At 33.8% G+C, this 20044-nt stretch carries 21 protein-coding genes; 4 read left to right on the top strand and 17 right to left on the bottom strand.

Annotation, left to right across the window (positions count from 1 at the left end):
• The first annotated feature begins 71 nt into the window (after positions 1-71).
• Complete coding sequence (locus AC4GZ8_RS08380; RefSeq protein WP_491081402.1) at positions 72-941, top strand: hypothetical protein; 870 nt, start codon at positions 72-74, stop codon at positions 939-941.
• On the opposite strand, the gene AC4GZ8_RS08375 is transcribed toward AC4GZ8_RS08380, so the two are convergent.
• The 7 genes from AC4GZ8_RS08375 to AC4GZ8_RS08345 form a co-directional block, all read right to left on the bottom strand.
• Positions 938-2476, bottom strand: a complete 1539-nt coding sequence (locus AC4GZ8_RS08375) for a rhomboid family intramembrane serine protease (RefSeq protein ID WP_491081401.1) — start codon at positions 2474-2476, stop codon at positions 938-940. The two genes, AC4GZ8_RS08380 and AC4GZ8_RS08375, sit on opposite strands and share 4 nt — an antisense overlap.
• 130 nt (positions 2477-2606) lie before the next feature.
• Complete coding sequence (gene yqgO, locus AC4GZ8_RS08370; RefSeq protein WP_491081400.1) at positions 2607-2774, bottom strand: protein YqgO; 168 nt, start codon at positions 2772-2774, stop codon at positions 2607-2609.
• A 76-nt stretch (positions 2775-2850) separates the two neighbouring features.
• On the bottom strand, positions 2851-3627 hold the full coding sequence (locus tag AC4GZ8_RS08365) for a DUF92 domain-containing protein (protein ID WP_491081399.1): 777 nt from the start codon (positions 3625-3627) through the stop codon (positions 2851-2853).
• The gene (locus AC4GZ8_RS08360) at positions 3628-4185 is read right to left on the bottom strand and encodes a 5-formyltetrahydrofolate cyclo-ligase (RefSeq protein WP_491081398.1); all 558 of its coding nucleotides are present in this window, start codon (positions 4183-4185) and stop codon (positions 3628-3630) included.
• Between the two features lie 62 nt (positions 4186-4247).
• Positions 4248-4397: a 50S ribosomal protein L33 gene (rpmG, locus tag AC4GZ8_RS08355; RefSeq protein ID WP_026558749.1), complete on the bottom strand. Its 150-nt coding sequence runs from the start codon at positions 4395-4397 to the stop codon at positions 4248-4250.
• A 117-nt stretch (positions 4398-4514) separates the two neighbouring features.
• On the bottom strand, positions 4515-5702 hold the full coding sequence (locus AC4GZ8_RS08350) for a glycosyltransferase family 4 protein (RefSeq protein WP_491081397.1): 1188 nt from the start codon (positions 5700-5702) through the stop codon (positions 4515-4517).
• Positions 5695-6159: a hypothetical protein gene (locus AC4GZ8_RS08345; RefSeq protein WP_491081396.1), complete on the bottom strand. Its 465-nt coding sequence runs from the start codon at positions 6157-6159 to the stop codon at positions 5695-5697. The genes AC4GZ8_RS08350 and AC4GZ8_RS08345 overlap by 8 nt, the downstream gene beginning before the upstream one ends.
• A 180-nt stretch (positions 6160-6339) precedes the next feature.
• On the opposite strand from AC4GZ8_RS08345, the gene AC4GZ8_RS08340 reads away from it, so the two are divergent.
• Positions 6340-6699 carry a hypothetical protein gene (locus AC4GZ8_RS08340; protein ID WP_491081395.1) on the top strand — a complete coding sequence of 120 codons (360 nt, stop codon included), beginning with the start codon at positions 6340-6342 and terminating at the stop codon, positions 6697-6699.
• The gene (locus AC4GZ8_RS08335) at positions 6696-7223 is read left to right on the top strand and encodes a hypothetical protein (protein ID WP_491081394.1); all 528 of its coding nucleotides are present in this window, start codon (positions 6696-6698) and stop codon (positions 7221-7223) included. Before AC4GZ8_RS08340 ends, AC4GZ8_RS08335 begins: the two co-directional genes overlap by 4 nt.
• Positions 7224-7296: 73 nt before the next feature.
• On the opposite strand, the gene phoU is transcribed toward AC4GZ8_RS08335, so the two are convergent.
• The 10 genes from phoU to AC4GZ8_RS08285 form a co-directional block, all read right to left on the bottom strand.
• Positions 7297-7956, bottom strand: coding sequence for a phosphate signaling complex protein PhoU (phoU, locus tag AC4GZ8_RS08330; RefSeq protein ID WP_491081393.1), 660 nt, complete (start codon positions 7954-7956; stop codon positions 7297-7299).
• A gap of 121 nt (positions 7957-8077) precedes the next feature.
• Positions 8078-8905 (bottom strand): phosphate ABC transporter ATP-binding protein PstB, encoded by an 828-nt coding sequence (pstB, locus tag AC4GZ8_RS08325; protein WP_491081392.1) that lies wholly within the window; start codon positions 8903-8905, stop codon positions 8078-8080.
• 20 nt (positions 8906-8925) lie between these two features.
• Complete coding sequence (pstA, locus tag AC4GZ8_RS08320) at positions 8926-9810, bottom strand: phosphate ABC transporter permease PstA (RefSeq protein ID WP_491081391.1); 885 nt, start codon at positions 9808-9810, stop codon at positions 8926-8928.
• Between the two features lie 2 nt (positions 9811-9812).
• The gene (gene pstC, locus AC4GZ8_RS08315) at positions 9813-10718 is read right to left on the bottom strand and encodes a phosphate ABC transporter permease subunit PstC (RefSeq protein WP_491081578.1); all 906 of its coding nucleotides are present in this window, start codon (positions 10716-10718) and stop codon (positions 9813-9815) included.
• Between the two features lie 166 nt (positions 10719-10884).
• Positions 10885-11877, bottom strand: a complete 993-nt coding sequence (locus tag AC4GZ8_RS08310) for a PstS family phosphate ABC transporter substrate-binding protein (RefSeq protein ID WP_491081390.1) — start codon at positions 11875-11877, stop codon at positions 10885-10887.
• A 199-nt stretch (positions 11878-12076) separates the two neighbouring features.
• Positions 12077-13366 (bottom strand): MFS transporter, encoded by a 1290-nt coding sequence (locus AC4GZ8_RS08305; RefSeq protein WP_491081389.1) that lies wholly within the window; start codon positions 13364-13366, stop codon positions 12077-12079.
• 341 nt (positions 13367-13707) lie between these two features.
• Positions 13708-14316 (bottom strand): superoxide dismutase SodA, encoded by a 609-nt coding sequence (sodA, locus tag AC4GZ8_RS08300; protein ID WP_491081388.1) that lies wholly within the window; start codon positions 14314-14316, stop codon positions 13708-13710.
• Between the two features lie 161 nt (positions 14317-14477).
• Positions 14478-14963 (bottom strand): DUF456 domain-containing protein, encoded by a 486-nt coding sequence (locus tag AC4GZ8_RS08295; RefSeq protein WP_491081387.1) that lies wholly within the window; start codon positions 14961-14963, stop codon positions 14478-14480.
• A 203-nt stretch (positions 14964-15166) separates the two neighbouring features.
• The gene (locus tag AC4GZ8_RS08290) at positions 15167-16963 is read right to left on the bottom strand and encodes a methyl-accepting chemotaxis protein (RefSeq protein WP_491081386.1); all 1797 of its coding nucleotides are present in this window, start codon (positions 16961-16963) and stop codon (positions 15167-15169) included.
• A 243-nt stretch (positions 16964-17206) separates the two neighbouring features.
• Positions 17207-18877: a Na/Pi cotransporter family protein gene (locus AC4GZ8_RS08285; protein WP_491081385.1), complete on the bottom strand. Its 1671-nt coding sequence runs from the start codon at positions 18875-18877 to the stop codon at positions 17207-17209.
• A 199-nt stretch (positions 18878-19076) separates the two neighbouring features.
• Between AC4GZ8_RS08285 and AC4GZ8_RS08280 the strand changes: the two genes are divergently transcribed.
• Positions 19077-19856, top strand: a complete 780-nt coding sequence (locus AC4GZ8_RS08280; RefSeq protein ID WP_491081384.1) for a DUF1189 domain-containing protein — start codon at positions 19077-19079, stop codon at positions 19854-19856.
• Positions 19857-20044: the final 188 nt, after the last annotated feature.

The following is a 20044-nucleotide window of genomic DNA, read 5'->3' as shown; positions in this document are numbered from 1 at the left end:
CCTGCTTATACTCATATATTCATCCCATAAATCATACACTTTAGCAACCTGTCCTTCTCGGAGTGATTAAAATGAATAAAAAGTGGATTTTAATTATCATTCTAGCCTTATTCACCTCTGCGTTTCTTTATTTTTCAAAGGGCCAAAATGTTCGTGAGAGTATTATTTTCTTTCCTATAACAGATACAGTTTCATTTACGAAAGCTTCTACTTCATTACAATTCGTTGAAAACAAGGATGATGATGAATATATTATTGAATGGGATGTAACATCCTTTACTGACAAAGAAGCTTTTCTAAGACAAGACTTATCTCTTCTCTTTTCAGACGGTAAACTAGTTGAAACTCTATCAGAATGGGAAGACCAAAGCCAAAAACTAGCTCAGTTCAAGAAAGTGAGTGGAGAAGACAGCAGTCATTATGAAGCAATTAGTTTACATTACGGGGAAGTTCACTTGAATGAAGATCAAATAAGGAGTGTACAAGGAATGTCAAGTGACCACCTATATGTGATCGATTCGGAATTTTCAAAGCTCTTTTCATTTAAAACTCCTCAAACAGAAGAAGAACAAGAGTGGAAGGATATTCTAGATAAAGTAAGTGATCAGCATTTAGAATTTAGCTGGAATGATTTAATTCAACATTTCCAAATTGATAAAAGGAAGTACATTCCGATCCCCTTAGTTGAACTAGTTCATTATCAAACAAACTCATTACCAGGATTGTCTAAAGAGAAGTCCCAAGAAGTGATTGGCAGTTTGTGGGAGGGCTTGTATAAAAATTATTTTATGGGACTAAAAACAAAAGAAGGTAAGATCATCGAACCAGTTGGTAGTACAATGCCTCTCCTTCTTTTTGCAAAAGATCATTCTCATTTAATTGTTATTGTTCAGGCTGAAGATGGAACTCCATTTAAATTTATTCAAAAAATTACCCATTAACGAGTCATTTCATCTTCTAATGCTTGATATTTTGTATTACTTGGATCATATTTTAACGCTTTTTTTACTTCCTCAATTGCTTGATCAATATTCTGTTGATTAGCATATAAAAGGGCCAAGTAATAATGAGCTTGGTGGTAGCTGTCATCATCTGAAATGATTTTCTCCAAGTATTCGATTGCTTCATCATACTTTTGCAACTGAATGGCAGCTACTGACACTAAAAATAGTATATCATTTGATGTATGATCAGCAGAAATAGATTCCTCAAGATACGTATAAGCTTCTTCAAACTTCTCATTTTGAATAAGTTCTTGCCCTTTTATAGCGACATATTCAGAGTACTGCTCCTTGGCTTGGTTCATACCGTACTGAAATAAACAAAATAAGAGAACAATCGTTCCAATCATGCCAATTAACCTTATGAGTATTTTTTTCTGATGAGGAAGCTGGACGATGAGAGCTGCTAAAAAGCCTCCAATTAGTCCACCAATATGTCCTGCATTATCAATATTAGGAATCACAAAACCTAAAGCTAAATTTATCCCTACTACAATGAGTAAGTTGGAACCCATTGTTCTAAAAAATACTTTTCGATTGTACACACCTAAATATAACAAAGCACCAAAACACCCAAAAATAGCTCCAGATGCCCCTGCAGATAGAAAAGGACTAAAAGCAAAGCTCATGATTGATCCTGATATACCCGCAACTAAATAAATGAAAAAGAACTTCCATTTCCCATATGCTCGTTCTACAGCAGGTCCTATGTAAAATAAAGCAAAACTATTCATAAGCAGGTGCAAAAAACCAATATGTAAAAGGATTGGCGAAACAAAACGCCACCATTCTCCTTCATAAATAAGCGGGTTAAACTTCGCTCCGAACTGTATTAATGTGTCAGTATTTGTGCTTCCTCCTTTAAGCTCCAGTAAAAGAAACATAAGGATTTGCAGAGCCAGAAAAATATTAGTGAAGAATGGTTTCCCATTTTGAAATAATTTCCTTTCTTCATCTCTCAATTCTTTCTGATGTGTAATCACTTTTTTGCGAATCAGCTTAATGTCTTCCTCTTTTATTTCTTTATCGGAATGAATTCTATGGACATCTAAATGAATGTTCAAGGCTTGTTGAATCTTTTCCAAACCTTCTTCGAGATTTTCATTTCTTATCATCATCGAGGTAATATCAATATTTCCTTTTCGTCCCCCACTATATCCGTTCAAAAAAACTTCAGGATAATCATCTACTGGTGCTAAAGGTGAAAAATAAATATTTAAAATAGTAATAGGGCCTCTTACACCACTTTTTAATAGTTGTTCAAATCTCCTCCCTGCTTGTTCGATATCAACAGCAAGTGTGTTTCCCCAGTCAACATCTGCCCTTCTCAATCGAATCATAGAATATTGTTTTTTTCGAAAAGGTTGAAGGATCATTTCGTTACCATCTTGGGATAACGCTAAAATCGTATATTTTTGATCCACAACTAATTGATCAATTAATGACCAATAGACAAAATCCTGTTCAAACTCCATATAATCCGCTCCGTCTTATTTTTCTTTATTATATCAATTCCCGGAAATGTTTAGAAAGAAAACTGTTTTATCTTTTACGAGGATATTAAAAAGCTGACATTTCTATGAACGTCAGCTTAAAATACAAAAATCAATGGAAAGCACGATTAACAAAGCGGTCTCGAATAAACGGTATTCTCATCGATAAATTAATAAAGTATCTCCGTAGCTGTGGGTTACCTAACACAAAATTCACAATGCGATATCGGTAACGATAAATAGCAAATGAACCAGCTATAAGTACAATTAATCGTCTCATCATCATCCCTCCTAAATATATCTTTAGTAGGAAATGCAATTTTTATCCTTTTATTTCAATTTCTAATTATCATGCACTATAGAATCAGCAATGCTAAATATGTTGTTAATACAATAGATAAAATATTTACGGCATCATTATCTAAAAAAGAAATTGAATTTATTTTCAACCCTTGAAATCTGCAATGTATTTTCTTTTCAGTTACTTTATGACAAACCCTACATTTATATTTAACCTGAACTGTTTGACCTAGTATCGTATCAAAAAGATTTCCGAGGAAACCAAAAACACTTATCATAATAAGATTCATAAAAGATAAATCAAACAAAAAAACAGCCACGATTGCTATGAAACAAGCTCCAGCTAAAGCTGCAAATGTACCCAATAAAGAGACAGCTCCTGACGTACCTCTCTCAACTTTCTTAAAAGTTAATAACATTCTCGGATGGCTTTTACTTAATGTCCCAATTTCTGATGCCCAAGTATCTGAATTAGCCGCCGCTAAAGAAATACTGAACAACATTGAATAATCAATCAAATTACTATGATCAAACAATGAAAGAATTGCTATGAGAGCAGGAATACCTCCATTCGCAAACACTTGAACAATGTCTCGCTGATCTTGCTTTTTTAACAGATCCTGTAAAGAGTCTTTTTGATTTGATTTTATTTTCCCCCATAAACTTGAGGTGACAAAAAAGCAACCGAGTATAAGAAGGCCCTTCCATGAAAATCCAATCAAAATAGCCGAACCAACAATCATCGCTCCTATCATACCGCTCTTTGTTAAGGTTCTCGATTTCCATGCAGCATAAGAAAGGCAAATAATAAAAATGATACCAAATACCAACATTTACTTTACTACTCCTTGCTCTGTAATAAGTCCTTGGACAGGAATATCATGAGGTTCTCTTGGTATCTTATTAAATAATTGAAAGGAAAATGCCAATGAAATCGTATCCTGATGATACCGCTCTAAGTAACGATCATAATAACCGCCACCGTATCCAATACGATACCCTTCCCGGTCAAAACAAAGACCTGGGACAATCATGAGGTCAATATCTTCTGGCTCTACAGAATCCGTTCTACTAACAATTGGCTCCCTTAAACCAAAAAATACTGTCTCTACCTGTTGAAATGTATCAATTTTGCGAAAAACCATTTCATTTGTCTTTGGGTAACATTTAGGAACGACAACATGTTTTCCTTCTGCCCAAGCTTTTTTGATAATATTCTTTGTCTCAATTTCTCTGCCTCGAGAGATAGTTACTGAAATCGTTTTTGCTTTGTTCCAATGATATTGTGAAAAAAGGTGCTTATGTATTTCCGCGCAACCCTTTGCAAAAGTATCGTCATTCAATTCCTCTAATTGTTTTTTTACCAGTTGTCTTAATTGGCTTTTATTCAATTGAGGAGCCTCCTTTAAATGTGGTTATAAACAAAAAACAGTAGGAATAAATATCCTACTGCTTACTTTGTTTCACGGTGTACTGTCATTTTTTTCTCTCTTGAGCAATACTTTTTAAGCTCAAGACGATCTGGATTATTACGTTTATTCTTTTTAGAAATATAGTTACGTTCGCCACAATCAGTGCAAGCTAATGTAATATTTACACGCATGTTTCTTTCCCTCCAAACATAAAAAACTATAAAACAAATCAGACTTTAATATAATATCATTTTTATTAAACAAATTCCACAAGTATTTTATTATATTTTAAATACTTTGCAGAAATATCATTTACAGACCAAGTTATTATACACCGCGATTGTTTTTTTAATAATCGATAACCATTGATAATTATCAATGACAGCCTGATACCCCTGCTCAGCAATCTTTTCCATTTCTTTTGAATGATGGAGACAATAATGTAACTTATCTGCCAAGTTCGAGCTTGACACTTGTTCGACGATCATTCTATCTGAACCTTGGAGTATCTCTGTTAATCCTCCAGTTTTAAACGCTAAAACTGGTTTTGCAGAGACCATTCCTTCTAATGCAACTATACCAAAAGGTTCGTACAAACTCGGTACAACCAATATTTCGCATTTAGAAAGTAGAGTGTTTCGTTCTAGTTCATTTAGAAATCCAACGAAAATCACTTTTGACTCTAATCCTTTTAAGTCTACCATTTGTTTAATTTCACTTTCATAAGGCCCCATACCTGCTAACACAAGTTTTAAGGTTGGATGATTTTTGTGTATTTGTGAAAATGACTCAATCAAAACATGAAACCCTTTTTCTTTCACCAATCTTCCCATTCCCAATAAAAAAGGTGTTTTTATGAAAGGAAATCTTTTTAAAGCATCGTCCCGACTTAGGGTCTTACTAAAATCTTCTATGATAATACCATTTGGTATCACTGAAATAGATTTATTTCGATCTGACCTTCGCTTTATCAAAATATTTTTCATATAATCGCTACATACAATGATATGGTCTGAGAATTGAAGCAACTGGTCTTCATACTCTAAAATTTGAGGAATGGCTTTTCCGTTATTAAATTGCTTTCGTTCTAGTTCAGTCGAATGAAATGTAGAGACAAGAGGCTTTTTTAAAAGCTTTTTTATCTGACAACCCGTTATCGCAAAAAACCAATCATGAACATGAATAACATCAAATTGCAGGTGAAGATCTTGAAGAATAAATTGTATAAATCGGAAATTAAGGTTTCGAAAATAATCCGATACATCTTCTGATTTCTCTTGCCAAGGAAGTAAACGAAATATATGAATACCTTCTTCAACCGAATATGATTCTTTTCCTGTATGAGAGATCGTCATCACTATAAACGTTATTTTATCCCTAGAACCAGTTCGAACAAGATCATTTACATGCCTTCCAAGTCCCCCGAACAACTGATCATGGAATTCAGTTGTAAGAAGCAGGATCGTTTTCCCATTATGATTTAAGATTTTATTCATATACTGTGTACCCTGAAAAAGCTGTTAACCAAGTATTTTTATTAGATTCTGATATTTCCTTCCACATTCCATTTCTTGACTCTTTTTCATTACCTAATATAAAGACCGTTTTAGATTTTCTAATTGTAATGGTTTCATTTTGTGAATTATGGGCAACTAATTCACAGTGATATCTACCATGTAATAGTGAAGGAAGTTCTATTGTTCCACTACTTCCATTTATATATAAAGTAAACATTTCTGCCTTTTTTTGAACTCTAAACAAGTTAATGATAAATAATAAATCATGAAAATCCTCACCAAGAATGTCTGTTAAGAGTTTTTGAGTAGACTTAACCATGTTCCATGAGATGATAATATGTTCCGGGTATAGAATAATTTCAAGATGATCGACAGAAATAGACGAATGATTTCGTATTATATATCGTTCGACATTTACAAATAATTCGGAGCTCATATGTTACCTCTTCTTTCGTCATCATGTTCTCTTTATCTTAACATGATTGAAATTGTGTCTGTTGATTTTAATAAAAAAGAAATATCGTCAAAAAACAACAATTTCTACAAAATATCACTTCTTTCATATGAAGAATTATGATATAAAGGTAGAGGGAAATAATCAAAGAAGGTGAAAAATATGACTATAATGATTATCATTTTGTTTATTATAAGCATTGCGCTTATCGGTATCTCTTTCTTCCAACGCGACAATGTAAAAGAACTTGAACAAGAATTAGATCATCTTCAATTGTCCGCAATGCAGGAGATCTACAAGTTAAAAAAGAAAATGCGTATTGTGGAAGAAGAATTACTACAAAATGACACACCACTAAAACAACAAAATAACTCGTTCCAAGACGATGAAAAAGGTAACCCTACACGTATACTTGCTAAATATCGTCAAGGAATGTCTCTTGAGGCTATTGCATTGTCAGAGGCAACTACTGTAGAGGAAGTAAAATTAATCGTTGAAAAGAATGAGAGGGTATTAACATGAGTAAGACAGGCTTTCAGGCATTTGCAGCAGGCATGATTGTAGCAACCTCTGTACTTGGTGGAACCTATCTTTTATCAGGTACTCAACAAGCAGAGGCAGACGCTGAAAAACAAGAACTCTCAGAAAATGAAGTAGAGAAGTTTTTAACTAGCAAACAACAAACAGCCATTTCAATTGACGAATATGAAGAATTACTAGCATCAAAAAATGCAGAGGTAACCGAGAAGGCATCAGAAGAAGTTCCGCAAGAAAAAACATCTGAGAATAAAGAAGCAACACAAGCGACAGAAAAAGCAAAAGAAGAACCAAAAGAAGAAGTAATAAAGTATAATGTGACGATAAAAGCTGGAATGACAACTAATGAGGTTTCAAATTTACTAGAACAAAATGCGATTATTTCCGACTCCTTTGAATTTGATCAGTACTTAATTAAGAATAATTACCATACAAGAGTACAGTTAGGAACATTCGAGGTTCAAAAAGGAATGACCTTCCAACAACTTGCAGAAGCAATAACAAGATAGAGCAAAACAGCTAAGAAATATTTCTTAGCTGTTTTTTTTTGAGTAGATCCTTAATATACATGATTAATGTCATTTATGAATTTAAATCATACCTCTGTCCTTTAATTAAGTACATAGTACTTTCAGATATGTTTGTTGCATGATCAGCTGTTCTTTCAATGTAACGACAAATGAATGCCAGCTGAATAAGTTGTTGATAACTATCTTTTTTAGTAGACATGAGGTCTAAAATATCTCTAATCGTTTCCCCATATAATTCATCAACCTGATCATCCATATCAGCTACTTCTTTTGCTAGCACGAGGTCCTCTTCATTATAAGCTTTTACAGAAAGCGAGAGCATTTTCGAGGCAATCTCATGCATCTTTCTAATACTTTCTATTGGTTTGACAAGCGGGTCATCACCAATGCGAATGGTTGACTTAGCAATATTAACTGCAAAATCAGCCATCCTTTCAATGTCACTAGATATTTTTATAGCTACAATTATCCGTCTCAAATCAGTCGCAACAGGCTGTTGTTTTGCAATTAATAGAATTGCTAAATCATTAATTTCTTCATCTAGATCATCTACCCTATAGTCATCTTCAATAATCTGAAGGGCTTCATCTATATTTTGATTTTCTAACGCATCAATTGACTTGCTAAGAGCTACTTCAGTAAGACTTCCAATTTCAATTAATTTATCTCTCAATTTTTGCTGATCAATATCGAACCGTTCTCTTATACTCACAATCATTACCTCCTATGTACATATAATTATATTTTCCCCAATACAACGCTTTCATAACTAATAATTGATATAAAAGAAAAAATCGTGCACCTTGGACATGCACGATCATTTTCTTTTTAGATTAACCGAATCGACCTGTTATATAGTCCTCTGTTCTATTATCAGTTGGATTTGAAAAGATTTTATCAGTCACATCATATTCAACAACTTCCCCATTTAAGAAGAACGCTGTTTTATCTGAAATACGAGCGGCTTGTTGCATGTTATGTGTAACAATAATAATACTATAATCTTTTTTCAAATCTTGAATTAATTCCTCTACTTTAAGAGTAGATATTGGGTCAAGCGCTGATGTTGGTTCATCCATTAATATAACATCTGGTTCAATCGCAAGACAACGAGCAATACATAGACGTTGTTGCTGACCTCCAGACAGACCATATGCATTTTCTTTTAATCGATCCTTAACCTCATCCCAAATTGCTGCTCCGCGTAAACTTCTCTCAACAATTTCATCTAGAATATTTTTATTCTTTATACCGTGAATTCTAGGACCATAAGCTATGTTATCATATATTGATTTAGGAAATGGATTAGGTTTCTGGAACACCATACCTACTCTTGTTCTTAAATCTTCAACTTGATAGCTTTTATCTAATATACTGCTTTCCCTATATCTGATATCCCCTGATATACGAACAACCGGTATTAATTCTACCATTCTGTTTAACGTTTTAATAAATGTTGATTTTCCACAACCAGAAGGTCCAATAATCGCAGTTACCTCATTTTCATGAATAGAAAGGTTAATGTTTTTTAAAGCATGGTCCTCACCGTACCATAAGTTTAAATCCTTTGTATCATAAACAACTTTCTTCTTTTCCACTGGCGTCTCGGCTTTATCAAAAGTCGTTACATTTTTCTTTTCGCTATCGGATAAAACTGCCATAGTTAAAAACCCCCAAAGAATTAAAATCTATTTTGAAACTTATTTCTAATAATGATTGCAATTGAATTCATTAAGAATAATACGATTAAAAGTACAACAATTGTTGCAGCAGCAAGATTTGCGTATTCTGCCACAAGCGCTGAGTCAACCGTCCAATAATAAATTTGCATTGGTAAAACTGTAAACTTATCAAAGATTCCATCCGGAAGCGGAATTAACAGTGCTGGAATTCCAATAACAACTAGTGGTGCTGTTTCACCTATAGCTCTTGAAAGGGAAAGGATAAGTCCAGTTAAAATACCAGGAATTGCCGCTGGTAGGACAATGTTTTTAATTGTTTGCCATTTAGTAGCTCCCATACCGTAAGATGCTTCTCTTAGATATTGCGGAACAGCACGAATAGCCTCTTGACTTGCAACTACAACGATTGGAAGTACCAATAAAGACATGGTTAAACCACCGGCTAGGACAACACTCCCTAATCCAAAGTTACGTACAAACACAGTCAATCCTAAGATACCAAACACAACTGATGGAACACCGGCTAAGTTAGAAATATTAGTTTGAATAATAGATTTTAATTTTCCATTTTTCGCATATTCCTCTAGATAAATTGCTGTACCGACTCCTAAAAACATTGTAACAGGAGCAACAACAACCATTAACCATAAAGTACCTGAAATGGCTCCCATGATTCCTGCTCGTTCTGCAGTTGTTGACAGTTTATTCGTAATAAATTCAAAATCAATCCATCCGATACTATCTGTATATACACGGTAAATTAATGTTACTAAAACGACTAACCCGAACAAAGTTGCTAAGAGGAATAACGCTTTTGCAAGATTATTAGCAAACAAACGTGACCCCATTTTCTTTTGCACTTGTTCAACATCTACATATTTCATAATTAATACTCCTCCCTATATTTACGAGAAATATACTGGGCAACAAGGTTCATTATGAGTGTAAATACAAATAATGTCATTGCAACAGCGTATAAACTGTAGTAAATAGTTGAACCTGCAGGAGCTTCCCCACCAGTTACTTCAACGATGTAAGCGGTCATTGTTTGCATGGATTGTGTAATATCAAAAGTAAAGTTCTTATTACTTCCACTTGCAATTGCGACAATCATAGTTTCTCCAATAGCACGAGAAATTCCCAATACGAAAGAAGCAATAATACCAGAAATAGCAGCAGGAATAACAACTTTCCAAGTTACCTCAAGTTTGGTTGCACCAAGAGCAAGAGCACCTTCTCTCATCGAGTTCGGTACAGAACTCATAGCATCCTCAGAGAGTGAAGCTACCATAGGAATAATCATAATACCCATTACAAGTCCTGGACTTAGAATATTAGTTGGGTCTAATGCTGGAATAAAGGATCTTAATAATGGTGTTACAAAAGTAAAAGCAAAGAAACCATATACGATTGTGGGAATACCAGCAAGGATTTCAAGTATTGGCTTTAATATTCTGCGCACTCTATCTGAAGCATATTCACTTAAGAAGATAGCAGCCATTAATCCGACTGGAATGGCGACAACCATCGCAATTACTGTAGAAATAATTGTTCCAGTTAATAATGGCAGTACACCAAACTCTGCATTTTCACCTAGTGGATTTAAATTTGTACCAGTATAAAAGTCTAAAAATGGAACATCTCTAAAAAAATTAATTGTTTCAGTTAAAAGAGTAATAACTATGCCTATTGTGGTAAGAATTGATATTGTAGCTATAACTAACAAAAATTTAGGTATAAGCTTTTCTGTGACAGATGTTAGGTTTGTAGAGCTTCTCTTTTTTTCAATCATGTCACGGATGCTTTCTTTATTATCCAAGATCGAAAACCCCTTTCATCCTCCAAATAATATGAGAGGTGAAATATTTTAGTAGATATTTTTATTAGAGGAAAACACTTAAGAAGATGAGAAGCAAAACTTCTCATCTCCAAACAGTTAGGAAAAGCATTAAGAATGATTATTTTAATCCTTCTAAATAGCTGATTGACTCTTGAATTACTTCATCTTTTAAAGGAGCAAAGCCAGTTTCAGTAGCAACATCTTGAGCATTTTCCATAGTGTAGATTGCATAATCAAGAACTTGAGGTTTTTCTTTCGCCAATCCAACGTTTAAGTATGTGAATACCGGACGAGTGAATGGACTGTAAGCAGCTTCTTCATCTAATCCAATTGTATCTAAACTTGGAGCAACTGGACCGTTACCAAAGTCAACAGATACTGCGTTTAATTTATCTTTATTGCTTTCGTAGTAACCATATCCAAAGAACGCAATTGCATTTTTATCTTTAGAAACAAGGTCTACAAGAGTAGAATATTCTTGTTGTAAGTTTACAGAGTCAACGAAATCTTTTTCTTCCATAATTGTTTCAAACATGAATTCGTTTGTACCATGATTTTCGTTAGGACCCATAGGCTTGATTTCTTCATCTGGCCATTCCGGATTAATATCAGACCATTTTGTTACTCCACCTTCAGCAAGGAAGATCTTTACTACATCTTCTTTAGTCATTTCAGTTGCCCAATCATTTTCTTTGTTGATAACGAATGTTAATCCATCAAGAGCAACTTGGAATTCTTTGTATTCAACACCAAGTTCTTCAGCTGATGCAGCTTCTTCATCTTTGATTTCACGTGATGCATTATTGAAATCAGTTCCGTTTTCAGCTACTAGGAACTTTTTAAAACCAGCAGAAGTACCTGCACGACTTACTTCAACAGAAACTTCTTCATTTTCAGTCATATAATTTTCTGCCATTTTCGCCATGAAAGGATAAACTGTACCAGATCCATCGATTACAACGCTACCTTCTAAAGCTGTCTCTTCTTCAGTAGCATCTCCTGAACCAGTGTTTGTTTCATCTTCTGTATTCGCTCCACCGCCACAAGCAGCTGAGAATACTACTAAAATTCCCATTACTAAAAGTAATATTAGGCTCTTAAAGCTTTTCATTGCCAAATTCCCCCTAAAGAGTGTTTTGTTTGTCCTACGAATAATAGAATAACGCTTGAGTGTTAATAACGTTTTAACGCAATGTAAAGGTTTTGTAAATTCTTGATGGAGTTTGTCATATTTTGCGAAAATATGGGCATTAAGTACCAAAAACATTATTCATGTTTTATTTTCAGCAATGGATTTAAATTATATACAATTACCCACTACTATCACCATCAACTATATTGTTCTTTAAAACTGGTTTACGACCGGTCTGATCAATACTTTTTTCACTTTCTTCTAGTTGAACATTTTTTACAAAAAAGTATATAACGAAGTGACCAGCACCAATTATTGCAAGTAAAACTGGAATACTTTGTTTTTCATCAAAGAACGAAACAGCAATGATAAACCCTAATATTGAAACAATTCTTCCTGAATTAAGAAAAATCTCTTTTACAACAATGTACTCAATTCTAGCTTTAGCAGCGCTCCAAGCCTTTCCTATTACATCAAACGTTAACGACATATATGGAACGAGTAACATAGGGTATCCAATAGCAATGAGTGCAGCATATAAAAGTAACTTTTGATAAGTCAAATCAAAAAGAATTAAATAGATAGAAAAATACAATAACGTCCCACCTATTAAAATGAAACGTTTACGCATTGTCTTCTTGATCACTCTTGTTGCCAGATAATAACCTAGAAAAGCTACAGCTGAATTAACTAAACCAAAAGTTCCTAATGCTAATTCACTACCTGTTGTGATAAAAACAAACACACCAATTACAAAAGCAAAAGTCCCTTCGCGTAAACCTTGGAAAAAATGCGCTCTTGTAATAAGTCCCCAATTTTTATTATTCTTTCTTTCATGAAGTATTCGTCTTAATAAATAAGCTCCTTCGGCTTTTCTTCTCTTTAAAAAAAAGCTCAGTACTACTGCACCTGAGAACAATAAGAGAGAAATTGTAAAGATTGTCGTATAACCTGTAAAGTTTTTTAATCTCGAAATAACGAATCCTGCAACAATAGGCCCAACCATCCCTGCTGTAGAATTCATCACACCTAAAAACCCATTAAAGAAATCTCTCGTTTCAGGTTCGGTAATTTCAAATGTTAACACATTAAATGCTAGCCAATAAAATCCATATCCGATCCCTAATGTTGCACCTAATAAAATAAGGAATTTTGCAGCAGATCCTCCTATCATAAGGACAATTAAGAAAAATGAAGCTAAAAAAATAACACCGAGCCTTAATACGATTACTCGATCGACTTTTTTAGCTAGCCTCCCTGCAAAGATAAAGGTTAGAGGCTGCATCACCACGATTGATAAATTGTAAATAGCTAAATCAATAAACTTGCCGGATTGCTTCCATAAGTAAACGTTCACAAATGTATTGGAAAGAGCAATACTTAGGGAATACAATCCTCCAATCACTAATAATAAAACTAAATCCTTACTTACATCTACATCACCAATTATCTTCTTCATTTTTGACATAAGAACTACTCCCCTTCAACTTCTAGTACATAGTTTGTCTTATCGGGTTGTAGATATGTATTTATATTTGTAATTAGTCATTTGATGAAAAAAGGCAAAAAAAGAAGCTGACCCAAAAGTCTAGATAATAAGACCTTTGGATCAGCCTTTTATTGCATAATTAAACAAATAAACCGTCCCTTTTGTCATATGAAGTTACCACAAAACCACAACACTTATACAAAAATATGTTGGATTGTCCCGCTCTTTGATCTATCCTAGGCAAAATGAAAAGGGTGTTCAAAAAGTCGTCATGTAACAACCTTTTGAGCCACCCTCTGCTCTTTGTAATTATACTTATCTTATTTCGCTGCGCTAAAACGCTTAGAAACTTCATCCCAGTTTACTACATTCCAGAAAGAAGCAATGTAGTCTGGACGACGATTTTGATAGTTAAGGTAATAAGCATGTTCCCACACATCTAAACCTAGGATTGGTGTTTTTCCTTCCATTAAAGGAGAGTCTTGATTTGGTGTACTTGTTACTTCTAATTCACCATTGTTTACTACTAACCAAGCCCAACCAGATCCAAAACGAGTTGTTGCAGCTTTAGCAAACTCCTCTTTGAAGCTACCATAGCTACCAAATTTAGCATTAATTGCTTCAGCTAGTTCACCTGATGGCTCACCACCGCCGTTTGGAGATAAGATCGTCCAGAATAAGCTGTGGTTTGCATGTCCACCGCCATTATTACGAACTGCTGTACGAATAGCCTCAGGAACAGCGTCTAAGTTAGAAACTAACTCTTCCACACTTTTAGCTGCTAGTTCAGCATTACCTTCTAAAGCAGCATTTACATTTGTAATGTAAGTGTTGTGGTGTTTTGTGTGATGAATATTCATTGTTTCTTTGTCAATATGTGGTTCTAGTGCATCATACGCATAAGGTAATTGCGGTAATTCAAAAGCCATTGATTATTCCTCCTTGATATATGTAAATGTTAAAAGCTAAAAGCCTATCTAAGCTTTTCAATTTCTAGATTACCAAAATTGTCCTATACTTTCAATTGAAAAGCACTCAAACACAATTAACAGTTTTCTCACAAAAAATAAATTGTATGCAAAAGAAAATTCTATCTTAAAACCTGAAAGAGAAAATACGCAATCATCATCATTTGAATAAGTCCTTTTGCAAATACGCCTGAAATAAATCCTAATAGAGAACCAAAACCTGAATGCAGAGCTGATTTGAAGTCCTTCTTATGAAATAAAAGCTCTGCAATAACAGCACCAATAAATGGACCGATGATAATCCCCAACAATGGGATAATAAAAGGACCAACTAAAAGGCCGATTGTGCTTCCCCAAATAGCGGCTTTACTGCCTCCAAATTTTTTTACTCCTAACAGATTTGCTAGATAATCCGCTCCGAATAACAAAGCAATAAAGAATCCCTGTATAACCCAAAACATCCACGTCAGTTCAGTAAATTCAAAGAACAATCCGTATATTAAAAATCCAGCGACAATAAAGAGAACACTTGGGATGATTGGATAAATAAGTCCAATATAAGCAACAACAAACATTAGAATGATAACGGACCAGTAAAGCATTTGCATAACACAAAAACCCCCTCGCTATATTTTCTTAAATGGAGTTGAAAGACAGAGGCTCTTATCGTACAGGTACTCTTGTAAATGATCCATAATCACCAATATATACAATTAGAGTTGAACACTTGTGAAGTAACCAGATATAAAGAGATAATATGTTAACTGTCTTGATTGTATAAACATTTAGTTTTATACGCAACAAACCATCTTTAGTTCACGTTAAATTGTTTCGAAATACTAGATAATGAATTGGATAACCCTTTTAATTGTAAACCAATTTCATGAGTGCTTTCCACTTGCTGTATTTGGTCATCGCTTGTTAAAAGCATTTGTTCTGTACTAGCAAGGGTTTCTTGTGAGATTGATGCAAAGTTTAAGGTTCTTTCTTCAAGGTCTGGGAGGACCAATTTTAGACCTTGTAGCTCTCCTTGCATTCCTTGAAGATTCTTACTCACAGTAGCAATTTCATTCATTAATTCATCAAAAGATGCTTTTGAATCGTTCGCTGTTTCTAGGTAGCGTCTTATTTTCATCAGCATATCACCAAATTCATTTGTCGCTCGAATCGTTACTTCTTCCATTTCAGTAATTGATTTTGAGATGTCTACAGTAGCAGACGAGGATTGTTCTGCTAGTTTACGTACCTCGTTCGCAACAACAGCAAATCCTTTTCCTGCTTCACCTGCTCTTGCTGACTCGATTGTAGCATTAAGAGCTAATAACTTCGTTTGATCAGCAACGCCTTTTATTAAACCTACAAGATTTGTTATGGAAGAAGAATGATCCTTTACTTGTTGAATTGTTGATGTCATATGTTCAAAATCTTGCTCAAAGCTATTGATGGTATTGATTAAATATGTGTTGTTCTTTTCTCCGCGCTTAGCGGATAAATTCATATCTTCAGAACTTTGAAACACCATATTCATACCAGCGATTAATAATTCAATTTTTTGTTTCATTGATTGGAATCCATTCACACTATTATCTGAACTACTTGCTGTTTGTTCAGCACCGTGTTTTACAACATTAATGGCTTCAATTAGCTGACGGCTATAAGAAAGCGCATCTTCTGAAGAATGGCTCAATTTTTCTCCGGTTGTTTCTAGCTCGGTTGTTGTTTCATTTATTTCATTTATAACGTTTCTCATCTGTTCAATCATCATATTAAAGCTTACTTTTAGTGATTGTAGCTCTGGAATCGTTGTATTAATTAAAGCTTTTTCATTTAAATTCCCCTCACGTACCTTTGTCATAACATTTCGCAGGTCATTAAGAGGTTTGGTTAGACTCCGAACAAACAAGATTAAAAGCAGAGTTGAAATGATTAAACTCACAGCCATTACAACGATCATAAATTGTGCCATTTCATTCACTGGTCCCAGATAAGATGATGTCGGAACGACTAAAAGGTATTTCCCATTTATCTCTGCCATTTTTATAACAGCAATTGTATAGTCTTCACCTTTAATTGTTTGATGAAAAACAGCTTTTTCTTCATTTTCTATCTTTTCTTTAAAAGTATCTGTAAAAGAGACGTTTGATTTATTACTTACTTTAAATGGTTTAATTTCGTCATTAGCATAATAAAATAAATGTGATTGGATTCCGTCTGTTTCTAACTGGCGTTGTTGATCACGAATACTAATCTCTAATTGCTGCATAAAGTATAAGTCATCACTTACATATAAGAACTTTAAGTTTTTAGCAACATATGCCATAACTTCAGATTCACGACTTATACGATTTTCAATCGTCTCAATTGTTGTATCCTTTGCCTTTAAATAGGAACTAATTCCTACAATATTAATAGAGATAATCAATAGAAAAATAAATAAAAACAATAAACGATTTTGAAGGTTAAGTTTAGAAAAAACTTTATCTGCAAAACCATTAGGTATTGGTAGCTTTTCCTTTGCAGTTTTATTGATCTTTATACGTTTTTTCGAGTGAAACTTCATCTTATGTATTGATATCTTTTTTAAGTAGTTCGCCCATTTCTGTCCCAAACCGAGTCCTCCATATCTCGTGTAATTGCGACTAATTATAACATTGAAATGTTAAGCCAGTGTTAAGAATAAAACCCGTCAATCGGTCATTCTTCTTATTTTTTCGTATTTTTCCCCAGTATTAATATAAAATAATAAAAAATACCACAGCGTTAACTGCTGTGGTACTCTCTAATTTTATACTTTCATAATAAAAAGCAAGGAGAAGTTCCTTGCTTTCATTTTATCTTATTCAATTAAAGTTTAGTCTCTATATCCTAATACAGCTTCTGCAATATTTACAGAGTGATCACCAATTCGTTCAAGGTTACTAATAATATCCACAAAAACAATACCTGCAGAACCTGTACAACTTCCCTCATTAATTCGCATGATATGCTTTTTACGTAATGTTCTTTCCATTTTATCAATCTGCTCTTCAGACTTTAGTACTTTTGATGCTAATGCCGTGTCTTTGTCATCAAGAGCTGTAATTGCATCTTTTAATGTTTGAATAGTTAATTCAAACATATCGTTTAAATCTTTTTTCGCTGAATCAGTTAATTTCACTTTATTTGTTAATTGGTAACCAACTAATTCTACTACATTCTCGAAATGATCCCCAATTCGTTCGATATCCCTAACAGTATCCATTAACATGCTATGCTCTTCAGACTCTGTTGTAGACATTTCACTTCTAGAAATAAGGACTAAATAATCCGTGATTTTTCGATCTAAATTATTAATCGCATCTTCAAGCTGCATTGCTGTATCTGCATTTTTTTGAGAATATGTTGCTTGATAATCTCTTGCAGCTTCAAGCCCAATTGTAGCAAATTGCCCCATTCGTAGAACTTCTTCCTTTGCCTGCCCTAGTGCAATAGAAGAAGACTGCTCTATAAAAATTGGATCTAAATGCTTTGTTTTATACTCAATAACTGAATCTTCACCCGGAATTAACTTTGTTACGATCAACGCTAGAAGTCCAATAAAAGGTAATTGAATAAGTGTATTAGTTAAATTGAAAGTACCATGAGAAAATGCAATCGTCATTTCTGGATTTAAATTTAATGCACTTTGTAAAAATAACATGAAATTTGTAAATAACGGTAAAAAAATCAAAAATACTGTAGTACCGATTAAGTTAAAGATAACATGTGTCAAAGCTGCTCTTCTTGCTGCTACAGATGCTCCAATCGATGCTAACACAGCTGTAATTGTCGTTCCAATGTTATCTCCGAATAAAACCGGTAAAGCAGCCTTTATATCTACTAAACCTTGACCAAATAACTCCTGAAGTATACCAATAGTTGCACTAGAACTTTGAACAATAACCGTAAAGATTGTTCCAACTAATACACCTAGTAAAGGATTACTACTCATACTAACTGTTAAATCATGGAATGCTTCTAAGCTTCTGAGTGGTTTCATTCCATCGCCCATTAACTCTAGTCCATAAAATAATGTACCAAACCCAAAAACAATTTGCCCAAGGTTATGTACTCTTTTATTCTTAAAGAAGAATAATAACAATGCTCCTACAGCAATTATAGGTAGCGCGTAATCTGAAACTTTAATACCGATAATAAATGCAGTAACCGTTGTTCCTATATTAGCCCCCATAATAACACCAATAGCTTGTCTAAGATTCATAAATCCTGCACTAACTAATCCAACCGTTATAACAGTAGTTCCACTACTGGATTGAATTAATATGGTCACAATAATACCTGCTAAAACACCCATGATCGGATTTGTCGTAAACTTATCCAAAATATCTCTCAATTTATCGCCGGCAGATCGCTGAAGACCATCTCCCATATACTTGATTCCAAATAGGAAAATCCCTAATCCACCAATGAATTCAAATATCATCTTCTGGATATCTAGTTCCAAAATTTCCAACTCCTCATTTCGTCTTTTGTCGACAAACATCTACAACCCTTACAATTATTAACGAAATCTTGTTTTTTTGTAAAGAGATTTTTCGAAATTATTTACGAAAATTTTATAAAATCTTTACAAATCAAATTTTTATGTATTAAGACCAAGATCTCTTCTACTTTCCTTGTCATATTCTTTTTTCAGATATAAAATATAAAACGTAAACTTTAGAGGGATGTGTCTTCTTATCATGAATATATTTAAGCAACTTTATGTAAGTATTTATTCTCCAAAAATGATTTCGACCTTTCGTTTTCAAGGTATAGGTAAAACAATCCTATACGTATTCATCTTATCCTTACTAAGCACTTTACCGACTGCTATTCACTTTTCTAATAGCTTAACTGATGGGATAAGAACTTTTGATGAAACACTGAGTGATGACCTACCTTCTTTCACGATTGAGAATGGCACTCTAACAACTGATTCAGAAAAACCAGTTGAAATAAAAAAAGGTGGATTTTTCGTTATTTTAGATGATACTGGCGCTTATGGAGTAGAAGAAATAGAAACAAAAGAAAATGCAATTGGGATTCTGGCAGATAAATTTGTCTTTGCAGCAAATGGGCAAGCTCAAACCTATGAATACTCCCTATTAAATATGTCCATTTCCAAAGAGGATATCATAGAGATTTCATCTCAATTCAACCAACTACTTCCAATCGTTCTTACTATTTTGATCGTTGTTATGTATTTGTTCGGTGCTTTTGTCAAATTTATCGAGATAACCGTATTAGCATTGTTTGGTTTAGCATTTAAAAACAGTCTACAACGTAAAGTTAATTTTAAACAACTATGGGTTATCGCAGCATATTCTACAACATTAGCAACCGTATTCTTTATCATCATGGATAGCTTGCAGGTAGTTGTACCAAGTGGATTTTTGCTGAATTGGTTTGTTCATTTAATTGTACTTTACCTCGCATTGAAAGAGATTCCACCACTTAAAAAGAAGGTTGCTGCTCCATAAAAAAAGTACTGGAGCTAGATACAGTAGTATGTATCCAATGACCAAATAATTTGTAAATTTCTAATAGTAAACAAAAAAGCGCGGAAAATTCCGCGTTTTTTGTTTATTTCATAATTAAAAAGGATTTTTTCTAAATGAAAACAAATTTTCTTAAGATTGTCCATTTTAAGGAACAGAATAGATGAAGA

The sequence above is a fragment of the Metabacillus sp. RB-C-LZQ-3-1 genome (genome assembly GCF_058315175.1).
Note: the sequence above shows the minus strand (reverse complement) of the source record. Positions and strands in the feature narration are given on the sequence as shown.

Coding starts and splice junctions, on each gene's coding strand:
- sodA (WP_491081388.1), bottom strand. CDS start 14,316: ATGGCTTTTGAATTACCGCAATTACCTTATGCGTATGATGCACTAGAA.
- pstB (WP_491081392.1), bottom strand. CDS start 8,905: ATGGCAGTTTTATCCGATAGCGAAAAGAAAAATGTAACGACTTTTGAT.
- AC4GZ8_RS08345 (WP_491081396.1), bottom strand. CDS start 6,159: ATGAGCTCCGAATTATTTGTAAATGTCGAACGATATATAATACGAAAT.
- AC4GZ8_RS08285 (WP_491081385.1), bottom strand. CDS start 18,877: ATGTTTGTCGACAAAAGACGAAATGAGGAGTTGGAAATTTTGGAACTA.
- AC4GZ8_RS08310 (WP_491081390.1), bottom strand. CDS start 11,877: ATGAAAAGCTTTAAGAGCCTAATATTACTTTTAGTAATGGGAATTTTA.
- AC4GZ8_RS08335 (WP_491081394.1), top strand. CDS start 6,696: ATGAGTAAGACAGGCTTTCAGGCATTTGCAGCAGGCATGATTGTAGCA.
- AC4GZ8_RS08340 (WP_491081395.1), top strand. CDS start 6,340: ATGACTATAATGATTATCATTTTGTTTATTATAAGCATTGCGCTTATC.
- AC4GZ8_RS08380 (WP_491081402.1), top strand. CDS start 72: ATGAATAAAAAGTGGATTTTAATTATCATTCTAGCCTTATTCACCTCT.
- rpmG (WP_026558749.1), bottom strand. CDS start 4,397: ATGCGTGTAAATATTACATTAGCTTGCACTGATTGTGGCGAACGTAAC.
- pstC (WP_491081578.1), bottom strand. CDS start 10,718: ATGATTGAAAAAAAGAGAAGCTCTACAAACCTAACATCTGTCACAGAA.
- AC4GZ8_RS08280 (WP_491081384.1), top strand. CDS start 19,077: ATGAATATATTTAAGCAACTTTATGTAAGTATTTATTCTCCAAAAATG.
- pstA (WP_491081391.1), bottom strand. CDS start 9,810: ATGAAATATGTAGATGTTGAACAAGTGCAAAAGAAAATGGGGTCACGT.
- AC4GZ8_RS08305 (WP_491081389.1), bottom strand. CDS start 13,366: ATGTCAAAAATGAAGAAGATAATTGGTGATGTAGATGTAAGTAAGGAT.
- AC4GZ8_RS08365 (WP_491081399.1), bottom strand. CDS start 3,627: ATGTTGGTATTTGGTATCATTTTTATTATTTGCCTTTCTTATGCTGCA.
- yqgO (WP_491081400.1), bottom strand. CDS start 2,774: ATGAGACGATTAATTGTACTTATAGCTGGTTCATTTGCTATTTATCGT.
- AC4GZ8_RS08375 (WP_491081401.1), bottom strand. CDS start 2,476: ATGGAGTTTGAACAGGATTTTGTCTATTGGTCATTAATTGATCAATTA.
- AC4GZ8_RS08350 (WP_491081397.1), bottom strand. CDS start 5,702: ATGAATAAAATCTTAAATCATAATGGGAAAACGATCCTGCTTCTTACA.
- AC4GZ8_RS08295 (WP_491081387.1), bottom strand. CDS start 14,963: ATGCAAATGCTTTACTGGTCCGTTATCATTCTAATGTTTGTTGTTGCT.